This is a genomic window from Rathayibacter sp. AY1B5 (assembly GCF_002932795.1).
Lineage (GTDB): Bacteria > Actinomycetota > Actinomycetes > Actinomycetales > Microbacteriaceae > Rathayibacter.
Map to the genome: position 1 here is coordinate 280,143 of NZ_PSWM01000001.1, position 17,884 is coordinate 298,026.

Consider the following 17,884-nt stretch of genomic DNA (forward strand, 5'->3'; position numbering starts at 1 on the left):
GCAATCTAGGGCACGGCGCGGACTAAACTCGTCCAGGGGCCGCTCGAACGGCCCTCGAAGGAGGCGCGGATGGAGTCGAGTCCGACATCGGTCGCCGAGGGCCCCGAGGCGCTCGCGGTCGAGCAGGCCGTCGAACTCCTCAGCGGGCGCCGCATCGCCGCCGTCACCGGCGCGGGCATGAGCACCGACTCGGGCATCCCCGACTACCGCGGAGCCGGCGCGCCGGTGCGCAGCCCGATGACCTACTCCCAGTTCGTCGCCGATCCCGACTACCGCCGCCGGTACTGGGCCGGCAGTCAGCTCGGCTGGCGCCGCTTCACCAGCACGCTGCCGAACGACGGCCACCGGGCGCTGGCCCGGCTCGAGGAGCGCGGCCTGCTCACGGGCGTCGTCACCCAGAACGTCGACGGCCTGCACGTCCGCGCCGGCTCGCGCCGTGTGGTGGATCTGCACGGCTCGGCGGACCGCGTGCGCTGCATGACCTGCGGCCAGTACTTCGCCCGCGACGCGGTGGCCGACCGGATCGAGGCGCTCAACCCCTGGCTCGACGACCCCGACGTCTCCTCCCTCAATCCCGACGGCGACGCCGAGGTCCACGACGTCTCGGCGATGACCGTCCCCGAGTGCACGGTCTGCGACGGGATCCTGAAGCCGGACATCGTCTTCTTCGGCGAGTTCATCCCGACGGAGCGGTTCGAGGAGGCGCGCGCCATCGTCGCGGGCGCCGACGCCCTGCTCGTGGCCGGCTCGTCGCTCGTGGTCAACTCCGGCATCCGCTTCCTCGAGATAGCCCGTCGCGCCCGGATGCCGATCGTGATCGTCAACCGCGGCACCACCAAGGGCGACTCGCGCGCGAGCATCAAGATCGAGGGCGGCACCAGCGAGGTCCTCCGCGAGCTCGCCGAGCGCCTGCCCGCCCGTCGCACCGCCGCCCTCTGAGCTCCTGACCGCTCCGCACCCGACCTCCCGAGAGACCCCTGTGACCCAGCTCACCCTCGTCCGACACGGCCAGACCGACTGGAACGCCGCCCGGCGCATCCAGGGCAGGAGCGACATCCCGCTCAACGCGACCGGGCGCGCCCAGGCGCGGGCGGCGGCGCGGCTGCTCGCCGAGCGGCGCTTCGACGCGGTGGTCGCCAGTCCGCTGCAGCGCGCCTTCGACACCGGAGCGATCATCGCGCGCGGTCTCGGCCTCGACGAGCCGCTGGCCGTCCCGGGGCTCGCCGAGCGCGCCTACGGCGAGGCGGAGGGGATGACCGGCCCCGAGCTCGCCGAGCGCTTCCCCGGAGGCATCGAGCGCGCACCGATCCCCGGCTGTGAGACCCGAGCCGAGGTCGTCGAGCGGGCGACCGCCGCGCTGCTCGAGGTCGCCGAGCGCTTCCCCGACGCGTCCGTCGTCGTCGCCACGCACGGTGCGGTCATCGGCAGCCTGATCCGCGCGCTCAGCAGCGAGGACCTCCCCGTGCACGGCGTCTCGGTCGGCAACGGCTCCCGGCACGACTTCGCGATCGTCGACGGCGCCCTGCGCATCGTCGGCGTCGACGACTCCGGCGACGTGGTCGTGGCGGACGTCGACCTCGACGACGTGCTCAGCCCGGCCCCGGGAGCCTGACGGCCCGCCTCCCGGAGGCGGCCCGGTCGGCGGCCCTGCGTCAGCGCCGGCCGAGGTCCTGCAGGAGCCCGAAGAGCACCCGGGCGGAGTCGCGCCAGGAGAAGGCCGCGGCCCGCTCCTTCGCCCGGGCCGAGTGCGCCCGCCACACGGTGCCGTCCTCGAGCGACCGCACGCCGTCGGCGATGCCCTTCGCGCTCGACGGGTCGACGTACACGGCGGCGTCCTGGGCGATCTCGCGGAAGATCGGGATGTCGCTCACCACGACCGGCGTCCCGAGCGCCATCGCCTCGACCAGCGGGATCCCGAAGCCCTCGTCGCGGCTCGCCGTCACGAGGGCGGTCGCCCGCGCGAGCACCGCGCGGTACTCCGCATCCGGCGCCCCCTGGTGGAACACCAGCTTCGCGGTCGGTGCCAGAGCCCGCAGCGTCTCGACGGTCTCGTCGCTCGCCCGGCTCATCAGGTGCAGCTCGTAGTCGGGCAGCAGGCGCATCGCGCGGGCGAGCGTCTCGACGTTCTTGTAGGGCATGAACGAGCCCATGTAGACGAGCGAGCGCGCGGCCGACCGGTCCGGCAGCGATCCCGCCAGAGCGGCGCTCGCCTCGTCGGGCTCGATCGCCGCGTTCGGGACGACGACCATCGGCCGGGTGGTGAGGCGGTGGGAGCGGATCAGGTCGCGGGTCGTCTCCGAGACGGTGACGACCGCGTCGGCGCGCTGGAGGAGCCTCCGCTGCGGCCACCAGGCGAGGTGGTAGAGCCGCCAGAGCGCGCGCACGGGAGCGGCCAGGTCGCGCGGCGGAGTGCGGTGGCGGTAGTAGATCAGGTCGTGCACGGTCAGCACGAGCCGGTAGCGGCGGCCGAGCGAGCCCATGGTCTGCATCGGTGAGAAGACCACGTCGGGCCGCAGCCGGTTCACCAGCAGCGCGACGAACGGCTCGAACGGGCTGGTCGGCCCGGTCACGCGCTCCCACGGGAGCGACGGGAGCATCGCGAGCTGGCGGCGATCGCTGATCAGCATGGTCACGTCGTGGAGCTTCGCGAGCTCGCGGACGAGCTCCGCGGTGTAGCGGCTGATCCCGTCGTGCCGCTCGAGCCGAGTGTACCGGCAGTCGACGACGATCCTCATCGGTCGATCCCCTCCTCGAGGGCCGCCCGCAGCACGGCGGCGGCCTCGTCCGGCGTCTCGTAGTGGATCAGGTGGCCGACGCCGTCGATGACGTGCAGGCGGGCGTGCGGGAGCCTCTCGAGGAGGCGGTACTGGGCCGCGAGCGGAGTGATGTCGTCCTGCGCCGCCGCGATCAGCTGCGTCGGCACGGCGATCCGGGGCGCGTACTCGCCGACGTCGTGGGAGACGGAGGCGCGGAACGCCTCGAGGACGGTGTCGCGGGAGGCGAACGCGCTGAAGTAGCGGTCGTGCTGGTCGTGCACGAAGCGTCGCAGCGCCGGCTCCTTCGTCTTCACCATCGCCAGGCTCATCACCCGCACGATCAGCGGGTCGCTGAGCAGGCGCCGCCCCAGTGGCCCCGGCAGGAGCGCACCGAGCCGGTAGTAGAGGACGGCGAGCCGGGTCAGGACGCCGCGCGGTCCCTGCAGCGCCGGCGCGCCGATCGGGTTGACCAGGACCAGGAGCGGAGTCGGCAGGCCCCCGGCGATCGCGGCGGCCGCGACGATCGAGCCGAAGGAGTGGCCGAGGACGGCCGCCTCGCCGCGGAGCCCCAGCGCGTCGAGGAAGGAGCCGAGCCAGGAGGCGTAGCCGTCCACGTCGTGCGGCAGGCGCGTCATCGGGGTCGAGGCGCCGAAGCCGGGCAGATCGGGAGCGAGCACCCGCACGTCCGCTCCCCCGGCGAGCAGGCGGGCGATGACGGGCTCGAGGCCGTGGTGCTCGCCGCGGAAGCCGTGCACCAGCACGAGGACGGTCGAGGCGTCCGCAGCGCCGTAGGTCCAGTAGGCGGTGTGGGATCCGGCGACGTCCACCGCGGCCTCGCGGACGGGGACACGGCCGAGATCGGAGGCGTAGGGGGAGGGAGTGGTCATCGCGTTCCTTATCGTAGGGAAAGCCCGTCGAAGATCTGGCCGCAACGCCTTGCGTGGCCTCGATCCGAGCCGGGAGCATGATCACGCGCTCGCAACACGGCGCACCGCCCACCCGTCTCGCGAGACGGTCATCCGCTCAGGCAGCAGCAGAAGGAGCACCGTGAGCTTCACGTCGCCGATCCAACTCCCCGGACTCGCCCTCGACCCCCAGTGGTACCGCCGGGCGGTGTTCTACGAGGTGATGATCCGGTCGTACTACGACTCGAACGGCGACGGCGCCGGCGACATCAACGGGCTCGCCTCCAAGCTCGACTACCTGCAGTGGCTCGGGATCGACGCCCTGTGGCTCCCGCCGTTCTACATGTCGCCTCTGCGCGACGGTGGCTACGACGTCTCCGACTTCAAGGCGATCCTCCCCGAGTTCGGCACGATGGAGGACTTCCGCGACCTCGTCCGGAAGGCCCACGAGCGCAACATGCGCATCGTGATGGACTTCCCGCTCAACCACACCAGCGACCAGCACGAGTGGTTCCAGCAGTCGCGGTCCGACCCCGAGGGCCCCTACGGCGACTTCTACGTCTGGAACGACACCGACGACAAGTGGCCGGACATCCGCATCATCTTCGTCGACACCGAGGACTCGAACTGGGCCTTCGACGCCGAGCGCCGCCAGTTCTACTTCCACCGCTTCTTCTCGCACCAGCCGGACCTCAACTTCGAGAACCCCGCCGTGCACGAGGCGATCCACGACGTGGTCAAGTTCTGGCTCGACCTCGGCGTCGACGGCATCCGGCTCGACGCGATCCCCTACCTCTACGAGTCCGACGAGGGCAACGGAGAGGGCGAGCCGCCCACGCACGAGTTCATCAAGAACCTCCGCACCATGGTCGACCGCGACTACCCCGGCCGCATCCTGATCGCCGAGGCGAACCAGTGGCCGCGCGAGGTCGCCGCGTTCTTCGGCACGGAGGAGGAGCCCGAGTGCCACATGGCGTTCGACTTCCCCGTCATGCCGCGCATCTTCTACTCGCTCCGCGCGCAGACGGCGAACGAGCTGAAGAAGGTGCTCTCCGAGACGTTCGACATCCCCAGCGGCGCCGCCTGGGGCGTGTTCCTGCGCAACCACGACGAGCTCACGCTCGAGATGGTGTCCGAGGAGTACCGCCAGGCCATGTACGGCTGGTACGCCTACGACCCGCGGATGCGCTCCAACATCGGCATCCGCCGCCGGCTCGCACCCCTGCTGGACAACTCGCGCGCCGAGCTCGAGCTGATCAACGCCCTGCTCTTCTCTCTCGCCGGCAGCCCGTTCCTCTACTACGGCGACGAGATCGGCATGGGCGACAACATCTGGCTCAACGACCGCGACGCGTCGCGCACGCCGATGCAGTGGACACCCGATCGCAACGCCGGCTTCTCGGCCGCCGACCCCGGCAAGCTGGTGCAGCCGATCGTCCAGTCGCTCGTGTACCACTACAACCAGGTCAACGTCGAGGCGCAGCTGGCGCAGTCGCGCTCCCTGCTGCACTGGATGCGGAACGTCCTGCACGTGCGCCGCGGCCACCCGGCGTTCGGTCTCGGGTCGATGCGCGTCCTCGAGACGGACCACGAGTCGGTACTCGCGTTCGTGCGCGACTACGCGGGCTCGGGCACGGCGATGGGCGACCAGCCGGAGGAGGTCCTCTGCGTCTTCAGCTTCAACCACAACCCGGTCTCGGTCACCATCACCGACCCCGAGAACCCCGGATCGACGCTGAGCGACCTGTTCGGCGGCGGCCGCTTCCCCGGATTCTCGGACGACGGCACGCTGATGATGACGCTCGGCACGCAGGGCTTCTTCTGGCTCCACGTAGCCAAGGCGCACGAGGCCCGCTGACCGGGCAGCACGCAGGGCTTCTTCTGGCTCCACGTCGCCAAGGCGCACGAGGCCCGCTGACCGGGCAGCACGCCGAGGGGCCTCCGGCCGATGTCGGAGGCCCCCTTTAGGCTGTCCGCGTGAGCACCACCGGAACGACCGAGACGCAGACCGAGCCGATGCTGTTCGACGACGCCGAGCAGGCGCTCGTCCCCTCCGAGGGGGCGCGCTGGTTCGACCTGCTGGCCGTGTTCGACCTCGAGACCACCGGCATCGACGTCCGCACGAGCCGCATCGTCACCGCACACGTCGGCGTGATCGACGCGGCGGGCGAACCGATCGAGGGCACGACCTGGCTCGCCGATCCCGGGGTCGCGATCCCGGCCGGCGCCTCCGCGGTCCACGGCATCAGCACCGAGCACGCCCGCGCGCACGGCCGCCCCGCCGGCGAGGTCGTGGCCGAGGTCTCCGAGGCGCTGCGCTCGCTCCTCGCGCGCGGCATCCCCGTCGTCGTCTACAACGCCCCCTACGACCTCTCACTCCTCGCCCACGAGGCGCGGCGCTGGGGTGTGCCCGTGCTGCTCGACCCGAGCCCGGTCGTCGATCCGCTCGTGATCGACAAGGCGGTGGACCGCTACCGCAGAGGCAAGCGCACCCTCACCCTCGCCGCCGAGCACTACGGCGTCGCCCTCACCGAGGCCCACGACGCGGGCGCGGACGCCGTCGCGGCGGGCCGCGTCGCCCAGGCGCTGGGCCGCGCCTTCGCCGACGAGCTCGGAGTGGGTGCGGAGGCCCTGCACGCGCTTCAGGTCGACTGGTGCCGAACCCAGGCCGAGTCCTTCCAGGAGTACATGCGCCGCGTCCGCGACGAGTCCTTCGTCGCCGACGGGAGCTGGCCGGTCCGCCACTGACGCCTCAGGCCAGTGTGCGCCCCTCGTGGAGGAGCGCCACGTACTCCGCGATCCGCCGCTCCCGCGTTTCGGCCCGCTTCAGCTGCGAGAGGCGGAAGAGGAACGCGAAGCGCTTCTGCCCGCCGACGGTCGCGAAGAAGGCCAGGGCCTGCGGATCCGCGTCGAGCGCCCGCTGGAAGTCGTCCGGCACCTCCGCGTCGCGCTGCCGGTAGGCCGCGTCCCAGCGCCCGTCGCCGCGAGCCCGCTCGACCTCGGCCAGCCCGCCCGGCAGCATCCGGCCCTCCGCCAGCAGCCGCGCGACGTGGTCGCGGTTGACCTTCGACCACGGGCTCGCGCGACGCCGCGGGGTGAAGGCCTGGAGCTTGAACTGCTCGTCGAAGGCTCCCGCCTGGCCGTCGATCCAGCCGTGGCAGAGCGCGACGTCGAGCGCCTCGGCGTAGGTGATCCCCGGATCCACGGCGGCCTTCTTGCGCAGCTTCAGCCGGACCCCGTCCGGGTCGGGCTCGCCGCGGAGGTAGGCGTCCCACTCCTCGGGAGTCGTGAACGGCAGGATCGGCTTGTCGGCGAAGGACACCATGCCGGGACGCTACCGCGCCGGCTCCCCGAGGGCCACGGACTGCGCGTCGGCGCAAGCCCTCGCTCCGCGGACCGCGGCGCTGTGGGATCGGGTGAGCACGTGCTCCCCCTCCCCCTCTCGCAAGGAGAAGTCATGCCCACGATCCGCACGGTCACCGTCCTCGGCAGCGGAGTGCTCGGCTCCCAGATCGCCTTCCAGTCGGCCTTCCACGGCTTCGCCGTCACCGTCTACGACCTCTCCGACGAGGTCCTCGAATCGGCGCGCGAGCGGCTGCGCGGCCTCTCGGGCGTCTACAAGTCGGTGCCCGGCGGCGTCGCCGGCGGACCGCAGGAGGCGCTCGACTCCCTCCGCCTCACCTCCGACCTCGCGGAGGCGGTCGCCGACGCCGACCTCGTGATCGAGGCCGTCCCCGAGGACCTGAGCGTGAAGCAGGAGCTGTACGGCCGGCTGGGTGCGCTCGCCCCCGAGCGCACGGTCTTCGCGACCAATTCGTCCACGCTGCTCCCCAGCGATCTGAAGGCCTCGACCGGCCGACCCGACCGCTTCCTCGCCCTGCACTACGCCAACCACGTCTGGGCGCAGAACACCGCCGAGATCATGGGGACGGCGGACACCGACCCCGCCGTGGTCGACGCCGTCGTGGAGTTCGCCGTCGCCAGCGGCCTCGAGCCCGTCCGGCTGCAGAAGGAGAAGGCCGGCTACGTCCTGAACTCCCTGCTGGTGCCGCTGCTCAACGCCGCGTCGGGTCTGCTCATGGGCGGCTACGCCGATCACGAGACCATCGACAAGACCTGGAGGATCGGAACCGGCGCGCCTCTCGGACCCTTCCAGATCTTCGACGTCGTCGGTCTGCGGACCGCCTACACCATCGCCGCCGCGGCGCCGAACGAGGCCTCCCAGGCGTTCGCCGCCCATCTGAAGACGGAGTACCTCGACCGCGGCCGCCTCGGGACGGCCACCGGTGAGGGCTTCTACCGCTACTGAGGACCGCCCGGCGGGAACGACGAAGGGCCCCCGACCGTGAGGTCGAGGGCCCTTCGGGGAGTGCTACTTGCCGAAGTTCTTGTAGCGGCTGTTGAACTTCTCGACACGGCCGGCCGAGTCCATGATGCGCTGCTTGCCCGTGTAGAACGGGTGCGAGGCGGAGGAGATCTCGACGTCGATGACGGGGTAGGTCACGCCGTCGAGCTCGATCGTCTTGCTGCTCTTCGCGGTCGAGCGGGTGAGGAAGGTCTCACCGGACGCGAGGTCGCGGAAGACGATCGCGGAGTACTCGGGGTGGATGTCGGTCTTCATGGTCGTGTCCTGTCGTCGATGGTCCTGAACCGCACCTGTCGTCGACGGGAACGGGTGGATAAGGGCGGGCGCACCGCGAACGGGCCCGAACCAGCTACCGAAGATACCAGACCGGCAGCGCGCGCAGAAGACGCGCCGCGCCCGGACCCCGGGGCCGGGTCAGCCGCGGGCGCGGGCCGAGAAGCGCCCGTTCTCGCGGGTGAGCGCGATGTCGAGCCCGAAGGTCTCGGTGAGCGTCGCCTCGGTCAGGGCCTCGGCCAGCGGGCCCGCCGCCACCACCGCTCCGTCGCGGAGGAGCAGGGCGTGGGTGAAGCCGTCGGGGATCTCCTCGACGTGGTGGGTCACCATCACGATCGCGGGCGACGCCGGGTCCTTCGCGAAGCCGCCCAGCAGCTGGACGAGCTCCTCGCGGGCGCCGAGGTCGAGGCTCGCGGCCGGCTCGTCGAGCAGGAGCAGCTCGGGGTCGGTCATGATCGCGCGGGCGATCTGGACGCGCTTCTGCTCGCCGTCCGAGAGCGTCCCGAACGTGCGCTCTGAGAGGTGCTCGAGCTTCCACTCGGACAGCACCCGGCGGGCGCGGCGCTCGTCGATCGCGTCGTAGCCCTCGTTCCAGCGGCCGGTCACGGCGTACGCGGCGGTCATCACGACGTCGAGCACGGTCTCGCCGGCCGGGAGGCGGCGGGCCATCGCGGTCGACGCGTAGCCGATGCGCGGACGCAGCTCGAACACGTCGACGCGGCCGAGGGTCTCCTCGAGCAGGTGCGCGGCACCGGTCGAGGGGTAGTTCTGCGCGGCGGCGATCTGCAGGATCGAGGTCTTGCCCGCCCCGTTGGGGCCGAGGATCACCCAGCGCTCGTCCTCGGCCACGTCCCACGACACGTGGTCGAGAATCCGCTTGCCGTTCCGGACGAAGGACACATCGACGAACGAGACAACGCTGGGCATGGGAGCCATTCTAAAGGAGGCGGCCGGGAGGCTCAGACGAGCGAGTCGTAGATCGCCCGGGTGTCCCGCGCGATCTGCGTCCAGCTGAAGTGGCTCTGCGCGCGCTCGCGGCCCGCGGCGCCCATCCGCTTGGCCGCCTCCGGGTCGGCGACGACCTCGGCGAGGGCGGCGGCCAGGTCGGCGACGTAGCGCTCCGGGTCCACGGGGGTGCCGGTGCCGTCCGTGACCTGCTCGATCGGGACGAGCCGACCGGTCACGCCGTCGTCGACGACCTCCGGGATGCCGCCGGTCGCCGTCCCGACGACGGCCGCACCGCAGGCCATCGCCTCGAGGTTGACGATGCCGAGGGGCTCGTAGATCGAGGGGCAGACGAACGTGGTCGCGTTCGTCAGGACCGCGGAGAGCTGGTGGCGCGGCAGGTGGCGGTCGATCCAGACGACGCCGGTGCGCTCCTCCTGGAGGCTGCGGACGAGGGAGGTCACCTCGGCCATGATCTCCGGGGTGTCGGGGGCGCCGGCGCAGAGCACGAGCTGCACCTCGGGAGGCAGGGTCGCAGCGGCGCGGAGCAGGTAGGGCAGGCCCTTCTGCCGGGTGATGCGGCCGACGAAGACGACGGAGGGGCGCGAGGGGTCGATGCCGAGCTCGGCGAGGACGGCCTCGTCCTCGACGGGGTGCCAGGCGTCGAGGTCGATGCCGTTGTAGACCACGTGGACCTTCGCCGGATCCAGGGCCGGGTAGGAGCGGAGGATGTCCTCGCGCATGCCGCCGGACACCGCGATCACGGCGTCGGCGTTCTCGTACGCCTCCCGCTCGATCCAGCTCGAGACGCGGTAGCCGCCGCCGAGCTGCTCGGCCTTCCACGGACGCAGCGGCTCGAGGCTGTGCGCCGAGACCACGTGCGGGATGCCGTGCAGGAGCTGGGCGAGACGCCCCGCGGCGTTGGCGTACCAGGTGTGGGAATGGACCAGGTCGGCCCCCGCCGCGTCCTGCGCGATCTGCAGGTCGACCCCGAGGGTCTGCAGGGCGCCGTTCGCCTCGGCGAGCTCCGCGGGGACGGAGTACGCGAACGTGCCCGCCTCCTCGCGCGGCGCGCCGAAGCAGCGCACCACGACCTCCAGGTCACTGCGCAGCGCCTTGGTGAGCTCGGCCACGTGGACACCGGCTCCCCCGTACACCTCGGGCGGGTATTCCTTGGTCAGCAGATCGACTCGCACCCCCGAACCGTAGTACAGGGCGCTCCCCCGGCGACAGCCGGGGTCCACGGGGAAGCGCGAGCCCCTACTGTGGTTCCATGCAGTCAAAGAAGATCTTCGGCATCGTCCTCGCCGGCGGCGAGGGAAAGCGCCTCATGCCCCTCACAGCGGACCGGGCCAAGCCCGCGGTGCCGTTCGGCGGGCAGTACCGGCTGATCGACTTCGCGCTGTCCAACCTGATCAACTCCGGTCTCACCCAGATCGTCGTGCTGACGCAGTACAAGTCGCACTCGCTCGACCGCCACGTCTCGCAGACCTGGCGCCTCTCCGGGCTCCTGAACTCCTACGTCGCCTCGGTCCCCGCGCAGCAGCGCCTGGGCAAGCGCTGGTTCAGCGGCTCGGCCGACGCGATCCTGCAGAGCCTCAACCTGATCCGCGACGAGAAGCCCGACATCGTCGTCGTGGTCGGCGCCGACCACGTCTACCGCATGGACTTCTCGCAGATGATCGACGCGCACATCAAGTCGGGTGCGAAGGCGACCGTCGCGGCCATCCGCCAGCCGATCGAGCTCGCGGACCAGTTCGGCGTCATCCAGCTCGCCGGAGACGAGGCGGGCGACGGCATCGTGCCGACGATGATCTCCGAGTTCCTCGAGAAGCCCAAGGACGCCGTCGGCCTGGCCGACTCGCCGCACGAGGTCCTCGCCTCCATGGGCAACTACGTCTTCGACGCCGACGCCCTGATCGACGCGGTCATCCGCGACGGGGAGTCCTCCACGTCGGACCACGACATGGGCGGCGACATCATCCCCGACTTCGTCGCGCGCGGCGAGGCCGGCGTCTACGACCTCAAGCTCAACGACGTCCCCGGCTCGACCGACCGCGACCGCTACTACTGGCGGGACGTCGGCACCATCGACTCCTTCTTCGAAGCCCACCAGGACCTCATCTCGGCTCTGCCGGTCTTCAACCTCTACAACCAGCAGTGGCCGATCTTCTCGTCGCAGCTGAACTCCCCGCCGGCCAAGATCGTCCGCGACGGCAAGGGCAACATGGGATCGACGGTCGACTCGGTCGTCTCGCTCGGCACCGTCATCTCGGGCGCGCACATCGAGCGCAGCGTCGTCGGGCCCTGGACGGTCATCGAGTCGAACGCGACGGTCACCGACTCTGTGGTCTTCGACAAGGTCCGCATCGGCCCGGACGCGCTGGTCGTCCGCGCTATCCTCGACAAGGACGTCGTCGTCGAGCCCGGTGCTCGGGTCGGCGTGGACCACGACCACGATCGCGAGCGCGGGTTCACCGTGACCGAGTCGGGCATCACCGTCGTCGGCAAGGGCGTCGTCGTCCACCCGTAGCACCCCCACGGGTCGAGCTCTGCGCCCCGGCGCGCCCACCCGACCGATCGGACCGGCCCATGAGTGAGCGTCCTGCGACGCCTGCCCGCTTCCTCGTCGTCCTCGACGCGGACTCCACCCTCCTCCAGGACGAGGTGATCGAGCTCCTCGCGGTGCACGCCGGCTCCGAGGAGCGCGTCGCCGCCGTCACCGAGCGGGCGATGCGCGGCGAGCTCGACTTCGGCGAGAGCCTCCGCGAGCGCGTCGCCACTCTCGCCGGGATCCCCGAGTCGGTGCTCCCGGGCGTGAGCTCGGGCGTCCGCGTCACGCCCGGCGCCGCTGAGCTCGTGGCCGGCGTGCACGCTGTCGGCGGCCGCATCGGAGTCGTGTCCGGAGGGTTCCACGAGGTCCTCGACCCGGTCGCCGGCGCGCTCGGCCTCGACTTCGTCCGGGCCAACCGCCTCTGCTGCCGGGGCGGCCTGCTGACCGGAGCGGTCGACGGAGCGGTCATCGACGCCGCGGCCAAAGCGGAGGCGCTCCGCGAGTGGGCGGCGCTCTCGGGCGTTCCGCCGCAGCGCACGATCGCCGTCGGCGATGGTGCGAACGACCTGGAGATGATGGCGGTCGCCGCCCTCGCCGTCGCCTTCAACGCCAAGCCCCTGGTGCGCGAGCGCGCCGACCTCGTCGTCGGCGGCCTCGACCTCTCGCAGCTGCTGCCCGTCCTCGGCCTCCGCGGCTGAGGCCCGTCTCCTCCGCCCTCGAGGGGGTCAGCCGCCCGCGATCGCGACGAGCCCGGCACAGCCGAGCGCCAGCGCCCAGCTGACGAGCGAGCCCACCAGGAAGTACTCGGCCTTCTCCCCGCTGCCGCCGTCGCGGGAGATCTCGGGGAAGCGCACGATCCCCTTGGCGGCGAGCACGGCACCGGCGAGGCCGATCGCTCCCGCGAGCGTGAGGCCGGCGATCAGCAGCCGCTCCAGCGGTCCGATCGTGCGCCCGCCCTGGAGGTCCGGCAGGCGGGCGTCGGTCGGCTCGCGACGCGCGAACCGCTCGCTCCAGCGCGGACGCGGCGCGGGCTCGGCCTGCGGGAGCTCGCGGAACAGCGCCGCCCGCACGATCACGTTGCCGCTCTCCAGCAGGAAGAGCCCGGCTCCGACCGCCAGGGCGAGCTGCTCGAGCGGAGGGAGCGTGTTCGCGACGGCGGCAGGCGCGAGCGGCGCCGTCGGGACGCCGGCGGCGCGGTCGACGATGGTCAGCACCAGGACCGCCGCGATGAGGCCGACGGCCGGGCGTAGCCCCCCGGGCGGCCGCGCGTTCTCGACGGTCGTGGTCGTCAGCAGCCAGGCTCCGGCCAGGACGACGACGATCGCCGCACCGAGCGGCGGGGCTCCGACGACGAGCGCTGCGGTCATGGCTGCGGAGGCGAGCACGGGGATCGCGAGGAGGGCCGCACGGCGGCGGAGGTGCGTGCGCGCGAGGTCGGCGAGGCCGATCACGGCGAGCAGCAGCGCCGTCAGCACGTCTCCTCCAGCAGGCGCGCGCCGGCGAGGAGGGCGCCCGCTCCCGCGCGCCGCAGCGCCTGCGAGACGGCGGGCTGCGAGATCGACTCCTGCTCGCCCAGCTCCTTCTGCGACGCTCCGCGCAGGCTCCCGAGCACGAGCCGGCGGTCGCGCGCGCTGAGCGCTCCGACCAGGGCGTCGCGGGAGAGGAGGTAGGCGTTGACCGCCGCCTCGCCGGGGCTCCCGTCCGAGTCTCCGGCGACGAACCACCCGCGTGCCGTGGGCACGGCGCCGTCCTCGAGCGCGTGGGCTCGGTCGATGGCCTCGCGCGCGCGCCACCAGCCGGAGCCGTCCTCGAGGTCCCCGGCGATTCCCGAGCCGACCACCCGCACCTCGCCCAGGCCGATGCCCACGCGGCAGTCGATGCCGGCCGGGAGCGAGAGGCGCGCCTGCAGCGTCGCCCGGAGCGCGGAGTGGACGGAGGGGTGGATCGCCTGGAACTCGTCGCCGACCGTCGGATGCAGGGGCTGGATCGCCGGGACCGCGGCCTCCACGTCGGCGAAGCCCTGCTCGATCTCGCGCTGGGCGCCCGCACGGTCGACGAGGGAGCGGGAGGTCACCAGGTCCAGGAGGACGGCGACGACGTCGGAGGAGGTCATCGCATAAGCCTAGAGCTTATATCCGGCAGATATAAGCTCCAGGCTTATCGGTCAGTGGCCCATCCCGAGGCCGCCGTCGACCGGGATCACGGCACCGGAGATGTACGCCGCCTCATCACTGGCCAGCCAGCGCGTGACCTTGGCGACCTCGGCAGCGGTGCCGTAGCGGGCCAGCGGGATGCTCTTGCGGTACTCCGCCTGCTGCTCCGGCGAGAGCTCGGCGGTCATGTCGGTCTCGATGAAGCCGGGGGCGACGACGTTGGCGGTGATGTTGCGGGCGCCGAGCTCGCGGGTCAGCGAGCGGGCGAAGCCCACGAGGGCGGCCTTCGACGAGGAGTAGTTGATCTGGCCGGGCGACCCGTAGAGGCCGACCACGCTGGAGATGAGGACGACGCGGCCGAAGCGCTGCTTGAGCATCCCCTTCGACGCGCGCTTGACCACGCGGAACGCCCCCGTGAGGTTCGTGTCGACGACGGAGGTGAAGTCCTCCTCCGTCATGCGCAGCAGCAGGGTGTCGCGGGTGATGCCCGCGTTCGCCACCAGGATCTCGACCGGGCCCAGCTCGGCCTCGACCTGCGTGAACGCGGCGTCGATGGAGGCGGCGTCGGTCACGTCCGCGACGACGGTGAGGGAGCCCTCCGGACCGGAGCCCAAGCGCGCCGTCACGGCGACCCGGTGACCGGCGGCCACGAACTCCTGGGCGATGGCGAAGCCGATCCCCCGGTTGCCCCCGGTGACGAGGACGGTGCGCGGCGTGGTCATGGTGTCCCTCCTGCCGGCGCTCGTGCGGCGCCGGGCGACCCGTACATCCTAGAGGCGCGTCGCGCAACAGATTCCGGGATGAGGCCCTCCCGGCCTGCACCCACCTGCCGCGACGTAGGCTTGCAGGGCTGTGAAACCACGCGAGACACTCACCTCCCTACCGCCGTCGCCGAGCGCCGAGCGGCGCTCCCGTGCGATCAAGTACTCGATCGCCATGGGCATCAGGATGCTCTGCGTCATCTGCCTCCTCTTCGCCCACGGCTGGTGGCTGCTGTTCTTCGCGATCGGCGCCGTGGTCCTGCCCTACTTCGCCGTCGTGCTGGCCAACGTCGGCAGCGCGGGCGAGCGCGGCAACGTCGAGCGGCCGGGTGCGATCGTCCTCTCCCGACCGGTCCCGTCGGCTCCGGCTCCCGCCCCGGCCCCCGACTCCGAGGCGCCGACCGGCCCCGAGGGCGGCGACCCTCGGGGAGACCGACCGTGATCCCCCTCGGCCGGGTCCCCGACGCGCACGCCTGCTCCCGAGCGGGCTGCCCGAGGACGGCGACCTTCGCGATCGAGTGGCGGAACCCGAGGATCCACACGGAGGACCGCCGGAAGACCTGGCTGGCCTGCGGCGAGCACCGGGAGTTCCTGCGCGAGTTCCTCCTCGCCCGCGACTTCCCGCTCGAGGTGAAGCCGCTCTACACGGTCGACCGCGGAGCGGAACGGTGAGCAGCGACGCGCCCCGACCCTCCTGGCGCTTCGTCTTCTCCCGGCGCTGGTTCGGCTACCTCGCGCTCGCGATCGTCTTCGCCGTCGCCTGTGTGCTGCTCTCTCGCTGGCAGGTCGCGCGGCTCGACCAGGCCGCCTCGACCAACAGGCTGGTCACCGCGAACTGGACCGCCGACCCGGTCGCCCTCGACGGGCTGCTCCCCGCCGACTCCGCCTGGGACGACGCGCTCGAGTACCGCCCGGTCGAGGTCGCCGGCGTCTACGAGACGCAGGGGCAGACGCTCGTCCGCAACCGGCCCTACAACGGCAATCCCGGCTTCGAGATCCTGACGCCGCTGCGGCTCGACGACGGCAGCGTGTTCGTCGTCGACCGCGGCTGGGTGCCCGTCGGCTCGACCCAGGACTCCCCCGACACGATCCCCGCACCGCCCGAGGGGGAGGTGACCGTCGTCGCCCGCTTGAAGCCCGCGGAGGGACGGATCGACGGACGCTCCGCGCCGGCGGGCCAGATCGCCACCATCCAGCTCGACGACCTGTCGACGCAGCTGGACGAGCCCCTGCGGACCTCGGCGTACGGCCTGCTGGTCGCCGAGGCGCCGGCGCCGATCGACGCTCCCCCGCTGGCCGCGATCAAGCCGGTCGCCGACGAGGGCCTGCACATCAGCTACGCGATCCAGTGGGTGCTGTTCGCGGTCATGGGCTTCGGCGGGCTCGGCTGGGCGATCCGCCACGAGTACCGCATCCGCAACGCCGACGACCCCGAGGTCGTGGCGGCCGAGGAGCGGCGCGAGGAGCGCCGCCGACGCCGCGGCCGCAGCGACTCCGAGGTCGAGGACGAGCTGCTCGACGCCCGCTAGGCGAGCGTGATCAGGTCGAGGTAGTCGGCCGCCCAGTGGTCCTCGGTGCCCTCCGGCATGATCAGGACCCGCTCGGGGTTCAGCGCCTCGACGGCCCCCTCGTCGTGGCTGACCAGGACGACCGCGCCCTCGTAGTGCGCGAGCGCGTCGAGGATCTCCTCGCGGCTCGCCGGGTCGAGGTTGTTGGTGGGCTCGTCGAGCAGGAGCACGTTCGCTCCCGAGACCACGATCATCGCCAGGGCGAGACGGGTCTTCTCCCCGCCGGAGAGGACCCCGGCCGGCTTGTGCGAGTCGTCCCCGGTGAACAGGAACGAACCCAGGACCCGGCGCGCCTCGGTCTCGGTGAGGTTCGGGCTCGACGAGACCATGTTCTCGAGCACCGAGCGCTTGACGTCGATCGTCTCGTGCTCCTGCGCGTAGTAGCCGATCCGGAGGCCGTGCCCGGCCTCGATCACTCCGGTGTCGGGCTGGTCGACGCCGCCCAGGATGCGCAGGAGCGTCGTCTTGCCCGCTCCGTTGAGCCCCAGGATGACGACCTTGGAGCCGCGGTCGATCGCGAGGTCGACAGCGGTGAAGATCTCGAGCGAGCCGTAGCTCTTCGACAGGTTCTGAGCCTGCAGGGGGGTGCGTCCGCAGGCGGACGGAGTCGGGAACCGGAGCTTCGCGACGCGGTCGACCGCGCGGACCTCCTCGAGTCCGCTGAGCATGCGCTCGGCACGCGCGACCATCTGGTGCGCCGCCGCGGCCTTCGAGGCCTTCGCGCCGAACTTGGCGGCCTGCAGCTGGAGGGCGCCGGCCTTCTTCTCGACGTTGACCCGCTCCTTCTTGCGGCGCTCCTCGTCGGCGGCGCGCTGGCGCTGGTAGTTCTTCCAGTTCATGTTGTAGACGTCGATGACCTGGCGGTTGGCGTCGAGGTAGAAGACGCGGTTCACGGTCTCGCCGACCAGCTCGATGTCGTGGCTGATCACGATGAAGCCGCCGCGGTAGTTCTTGAGGAACTCGCGGAGCCAGACGACGGAGTCGGCGTCGAGGTGGTTCGTCGGCTCGTCGAGGATCAGCGTGCTCGCGTCCGAGAAGAGGATCCTCGCGAGCTCGATGCGGCGCCGCTGGCCGCCGGAGAGCGTCTTGAGCGGCTGGTCGAGGATCCGGTCGGGGAGGTTGAGGTTGCTCGCGATCGACGCGGCCTCCGCCTCCGCCGCGTATCCGCCCAGGGAGAGGAAGCGGTCCGTGAGGTTGCCGTACTTCTTCATGCCGGCCTCGCTCAGGGAGGTGTCGCTGCTCGACATCGCGATCGTCGCCTCCTGCATGCCGAGCACCAGCTGCCCCAGCCCGCGCGCGTCGAGGATGCGGGTGCGCGCCAGCTCCTCCGGGTCGCCCGAGCGCGGGTCCTGGGGGAGGTAGCCGATCTCGCCGCCGCGGTCGACCGTGCCCTTCGAGGCGATGAGGTCGCCCGCGAGGACCTTGGTCAGCGTCGTCTTCCCCGCCCCGTTGCGGCCGACGAGGCCGACCTTGTCGCCGTCGCCCACCCGGAAGGAGACGTTCTCCATCAGGAGTCGGGCGCCGACTCGGAGTTCGAGGTCGTGCACGCTGAGCACAGTGCTGTCCGTTCCCGCCAAGAAATGGCGTTCGGTTCGGGAGGAGT

General features: G+C 71.7%; 20 protein-coding genes. 10 read left to right on the forward strand and 10 right to left on the reverse strand.

Translation table 11 applies throughout. The features are described from left to right. Positions 1 to 69 precede the first annotated feature (69 nt). Together C5D44_RS01280 and C5D44_RS01285 are read left to right on the forward strand one after the other, a co-directional pair. On the forward strand, positions 70 to 939 hold the full coding sequence (locus tag C5D44_RS01280) for a Sir2 family NAD-dependent protein deacetylase (protein WP_104280613.1): 870 nt from the start codon (positions 70 to 72) through the stop codon (positions 937 to 939). A 40-nt stretch (positions 940 to 979) separates the two neighbouring features. Beyond that, positions 980 to 1,612, forward strand: coding sequence for a histidine phosphatase family protein (locus tag C5D44_RS01285; RefSeq protein WP_104257555.1), 633 nt, complete (start codon positions 980 to 982; stop codon positions 1,610 to 1,612). A gap of 40 nt (positions 1,613 to 1,652) precedes the next feature. Here the strand turns inward: C5D44_RS01285 and C5D44_RS01290 are convergent, their stop codons facing one another. Together C5D44_RS01290 and C5D44_RS01295 are read right to left on the reverse strand one after the other, a co-directional pair. Further along, positions 1,653 to 2,735 (reverse strand): glycosyltransferase family 1 protein, encoded by a 1,083-nt coding sequence (locus tag C5D44_RS01290; RefSeq protein ID WP_104280614.1) that lies wholly within the window; start codon positions 2,733 to 2,735, stop codon positions 1,653 to 1,655. Further along, the gene (locus C5D44_RS01295) at positions 2,732 to 3,643 is read right to left on the reverse strand and encodes an alpha/beta fold hydrolase (protein ID WP_104280615.1); all 912 of its coding nucleotides are present in this window, start codon (positions 3,641 to 3,643) and stop codon (positions 2,732 to 2,734) included. The genes C5D44_RS01290 and C5D44_RS01295 overlap by 4 nt, the downstream gene beginning before the upstream one ends. A gap of 160 nt (positions 3,644 to 3,803) precedes the next feature. On the opposite strand from C5D44_RS01295, the gene treS reads away from it, so the two are divergent. Both treS and C5D44_RS01305 read left to right on the forward strand, forming a co-directional pair. After that, positions 3,804 to 5,519, forward strand: coding sequence for a maltose alpha-D-glucosyltransferase (treS, locus tag C5D44_RS01300; RefSeq protein WP_104275618.1), 1,716 nt, complete (start codon positions 3,804 to 3,806; stop codon positions 5,517 to 5,519). A 158-nt stretch (positions 5,520 to 5,677) separates the two neighbouring features. Then, entirely contained in the window at positions 5,678 to 6,409 is a 732-nt protein-coding gene (locus tag C5D44_RS01305; protein WP_104275697.1) for a 3'-5' exonuclease, read from the forward strand. A gap of 4 nt (positions 6,410 to 6,413) precedes the next feature. Here the strand turns inward: C5D44_RS01305 and C5D44_RS01310 are convergent, their stop codons facing one another. Beyond that, complete coding sequence (locus C5D44_RS01310; RefSeq protein WP_104275617.1) at positions 6,414 to 6,986, reverse strand: YdeI family protein; 573 nt, start codon at positions 6,984 to 6,986, stop codon at positions 6,414 to 6,416. 132 nt (positions 6,987 to 7,118) lie between these two features. Between C5D44_RS01310 and C5D44_RS01315 the strand changes: the two genes are divergently transcribed. After that, complete coding sequence (locus C5D44_RS01315; protein ID WP_104280616.1) at positions 7,119 to 7,970, forward strand: 3-hydroxyacyl-CoA dehydrogenase; 852 nt, start codon at positions 7,119 to 7,121, stop codon at positions 7,968 to 7,970. Between the two features lie 63 nt (positions 7,971 to 8,033). Here the strand turns inward: C5D44_RS01315 and C5D44_RS01320 are convergent, their stop codons facing one another. The 3 genes from C5D44_RS01320 to glgA form a co-directional block, all read right to left on the reverse strand. Beyond that, positions 8,034 to 8,282: a type B 50S ribosomal protein L31 gene (locus tag C5D44_RS01320; RefSeq protein ID WP_068253003.1), complete on the reverse strand. Its 249-nt coding sequence runs from the start codon at positions 8,280 to 8,282 to the stop codon at positions 8,034 to 8,036. 159 nt (positions 8,283 to 8,441) lie between these two features. Continuing rightward, positions 8,442 to 9,227, reverse strand: a complete 786-nt coding sequence (locus C5D44_RS01325) for an ABC transporter ATP-binding protein (RefSeq protein WP_104280617.1) — start codon at positions 9,225 to 9,227, stop codon at positions 8,442 to 8,444. A 32-nt stretch (positions 9,228 to 9,259) separates the two neighbouring features. Further along, a complete protein-coding gene (gene glgA / locus C5D44_RS01330) occupies positions 9,260 to 10,441 on the reverse strand; it encodes a glycogen synthase (protein ID WP_104280618.1) in 1,182 nt (393 codons plus the stop codon). Positions 10,442 to 10,518: 77 nt separating this feature from the next. Here glgA and C5D44_RS01335 point away from each other — a divergent pair, with 77 nt between their 5' ends. Both C5D44_RS01335 and serB read left to right on the forward strand, forming a co-directional pair. Beyond that, positions 10,519 to 11,778 (forward strand): glucose-1-phosphate adenylyltransferase, encoded by a 1,260-nt coding sequence (locus C5D44_RS01335; protein ID WP_104275613.1) that lies wholly within the window; start codon positions 10,519 to 10,521, stop codon positions 11,776 to 11,778. A 59-nt stretch (positions 11,779 to 11,837) separates the two neighbouring features. Next, a complete protein-coding gene (gene serB, locus C5D44_RS01340) occupies positions 11,838 to 12,497 on the forward strand; it encodes a phosphoserine phosphatase SerB (protein WP_104275612.1) in 660 nt (219 codons plus the stop codon). 27 nt (positions 12,498 to 12,524) lie between these two features. Here serB and C5D44_RS01345 read toward each other — a convergent pair whose 3' ends face one another. The 3 genes from C5D44_RS01345 to C5D44_RS01355 are packed head-to-tail and all read right to left on the reverse strand — an operon-like array spanning position 12,525 to position 14,674. Beyond that, a complete protein-coding gene (locus C5D44_RS01345) occupies positions 12,525 to 13,274 on the reverse strand; it encodes a hypothetical protein (RefSeq protein WP_104280619.1) in 750 nt (249 codons plus the stop codon). Beyond that, complete coding sequence (locus tag C5D44_RS01350) at positions 13,268 to 13,912, reverse strand: SatD family protein (RefSeq protein ID WP_104275610.1); 645 nt, start codon at positions 13,910 to 13,912, stop codon at positions 13,268 to 13,270. Before C5D44_RS01350 ends, C5D44_RS01345 begins: the two co-directional genes overlap by 7 nt. Before the next feature lie 51 nt (positions 13,913 to 13,963). Continuing rightward, a complete protein-coding gene (locus tag C5D44_RS01355) occupies positions 13,964 to 14,674 on the reverse strand; it encodes a beta-ketoacyl-ACP reductase (protein WP_104280620.1) in 711 nt (236 codons plus the stop codon). 130 nt (positions 14,675 to 14,804) lie between these two features. Between C5D44_RS01355 and C5D44_RS01360 the strand changes: the two genes are divergently transcribed. The 3 genes from C5D44_RS01360 to C5D44_RS01370 are packed head-to-tail and all read left to right on the forward strand — an operon-like array spanning position 14,805 to position 16,242. Further along, positions 14,805 to 15,155: a DUF3099 domain-containing protein gene (locus C5D44_RS01360; RefSeq protein WP_104280621.1), complete on the forward strand. Its 351-nt coding sequence runs from the start codon at positions 14,805 to 14,807 to the stop codon at positions 15,153 to 15,155. After that, positions 15,152 to 15,385 carry a hypothetical protein gene (locus tag C5D44_RS01365; protein WP_104275607.1) on the forward strand — a complete coding sequence of 78 codons (234 nt, stop codon included), beginning with the start codon at positions 15,152 to 15,154 and terminating at the stop codon, positions 15,383 to 15,385. Before C5D44_RS01360 ends, C5D44_RS01365 begins: the two co-directional genes overlap by 4 nt. Next, positions 15,382 to 16,242, forward strand: coding sequence for an SURF1 family protein (locus C5D44_RS01370; RefSeq protein WP_104280622.1), 861 nt, complete (start codon positions 15,382 to 15,384; stop codon positions 16,240 to 16,242). Before C5D44_RS01365 ends, C5D44_RS01370 begins: the two co-directional genes overlap by 4 nt. On the opposite strand, the gene C5D44_RS01375 is transcribed toward C5D44_RS01370, so the two are convergent. Beyond that, a complete protein-coding gene (locus tag C5D44_RS01375) occupies positions 16,239 to 17,837 on the reverse strand; it encodes an ABC-F family ATP-binding cassette domain-containing protein (RefSeq protein WP_104275605.1) in 1,599 nt (532 codons plus the stop codon). The two genes, C5D44_RS01370 and C5D44_RS01375, sit on opposite strands and share 4 nt — an antisense overlap. Between the last annotated feature and the right edge of the window lie 47 nt (positions 17,838 to 17,884).

Bases quoted from the DNA above. Each gene is read 5' to 3' on its own strand.
- C5D44_RS01295 (WP_104280615.1), bottom strand. From the start codon at position 3,643: ATGACCACTCCCTCCCCCTACGCCTCCGATCTCGGCCGTGTCCCCGTC.
- C5D44_RS01355 (WP_104280620.1), bottom strand. From the start codon at position 14,674: ATGACCACGCCGCGCACCGTCCTCGTCACCGGGGGCAACCGGGGGATC.
- C5D44_RS01320 (WP_068253003.1), bottom strand. From the start codon at position 8,282: ATGAAGACCGACATCCACCCCGAGTACTCCGCGATCGTCTTCCGCGAC.
- C5D44_RS01305 (WP_104275697.1), top strand. From the start codon at position 5,678: ATGCTGTTCGACGACGCCGAGCAGGCGCTCGTCCCCTCCGAGGGGGCG.
- C5D44_RS01350 (WP_104275610.1), bottom strand. From the start codon at position 13,912: ATGACCTCCTCCGACGTCGTCGCCGTCCTCCTGGACCTGGTGACCTCC.
- C5D44_RS01325 (WP_104280617.1), bottom strand. From the start codon at position 9,227: ATGCCCAGCGTTGTCTCGTTCGTCGATGTGTCCTTCGTCCGGAACGGC.
- C5D44_RS01280 (WP_104280613.1), top strand. From the start codon at position 70: ATGGAGTCGAGTCCGACATCGGTCGCCGAGGGCCCCGAGGCGCTCGCG.
- C5D44_RS01310 (WP_104275617.1), bottom strand. From the start codon at position 6,986: ATGGTGTCCTTCGCCGACAAGCCGATCCTGCCGTTCACGACTCCCGAG.
- C5D44_RS01335 (WP_104275613.1), top strand. From the start codon at position 10,519: ATGCAGTCAAAGAAGATCTTCGGCATCGTCCTCGCCGGCGGCGAGGGA.
- C5D44_RS01290 (WP_104280614.1), bottom strand. From the start codon at position 2,735: ATGAGGATCGTCGTCGACTGCCGGTACACTCGGCTCGAGCGGCACGAC.
- serB (WP_104275612.1), top strand. From the start codon at position 11,838: ATGAGTGAGCGTCCTGCGACGCCTGCCCGCTTCCTCGTCGTCCTCGAC.
- C5D44_RS01315 (WP_104280616.1), top strand. From the start codon at position 7,119: ATGCCCACGATCCGCACGGTCACCGTCCTCGGCAGCGGAGTGCTCGGC.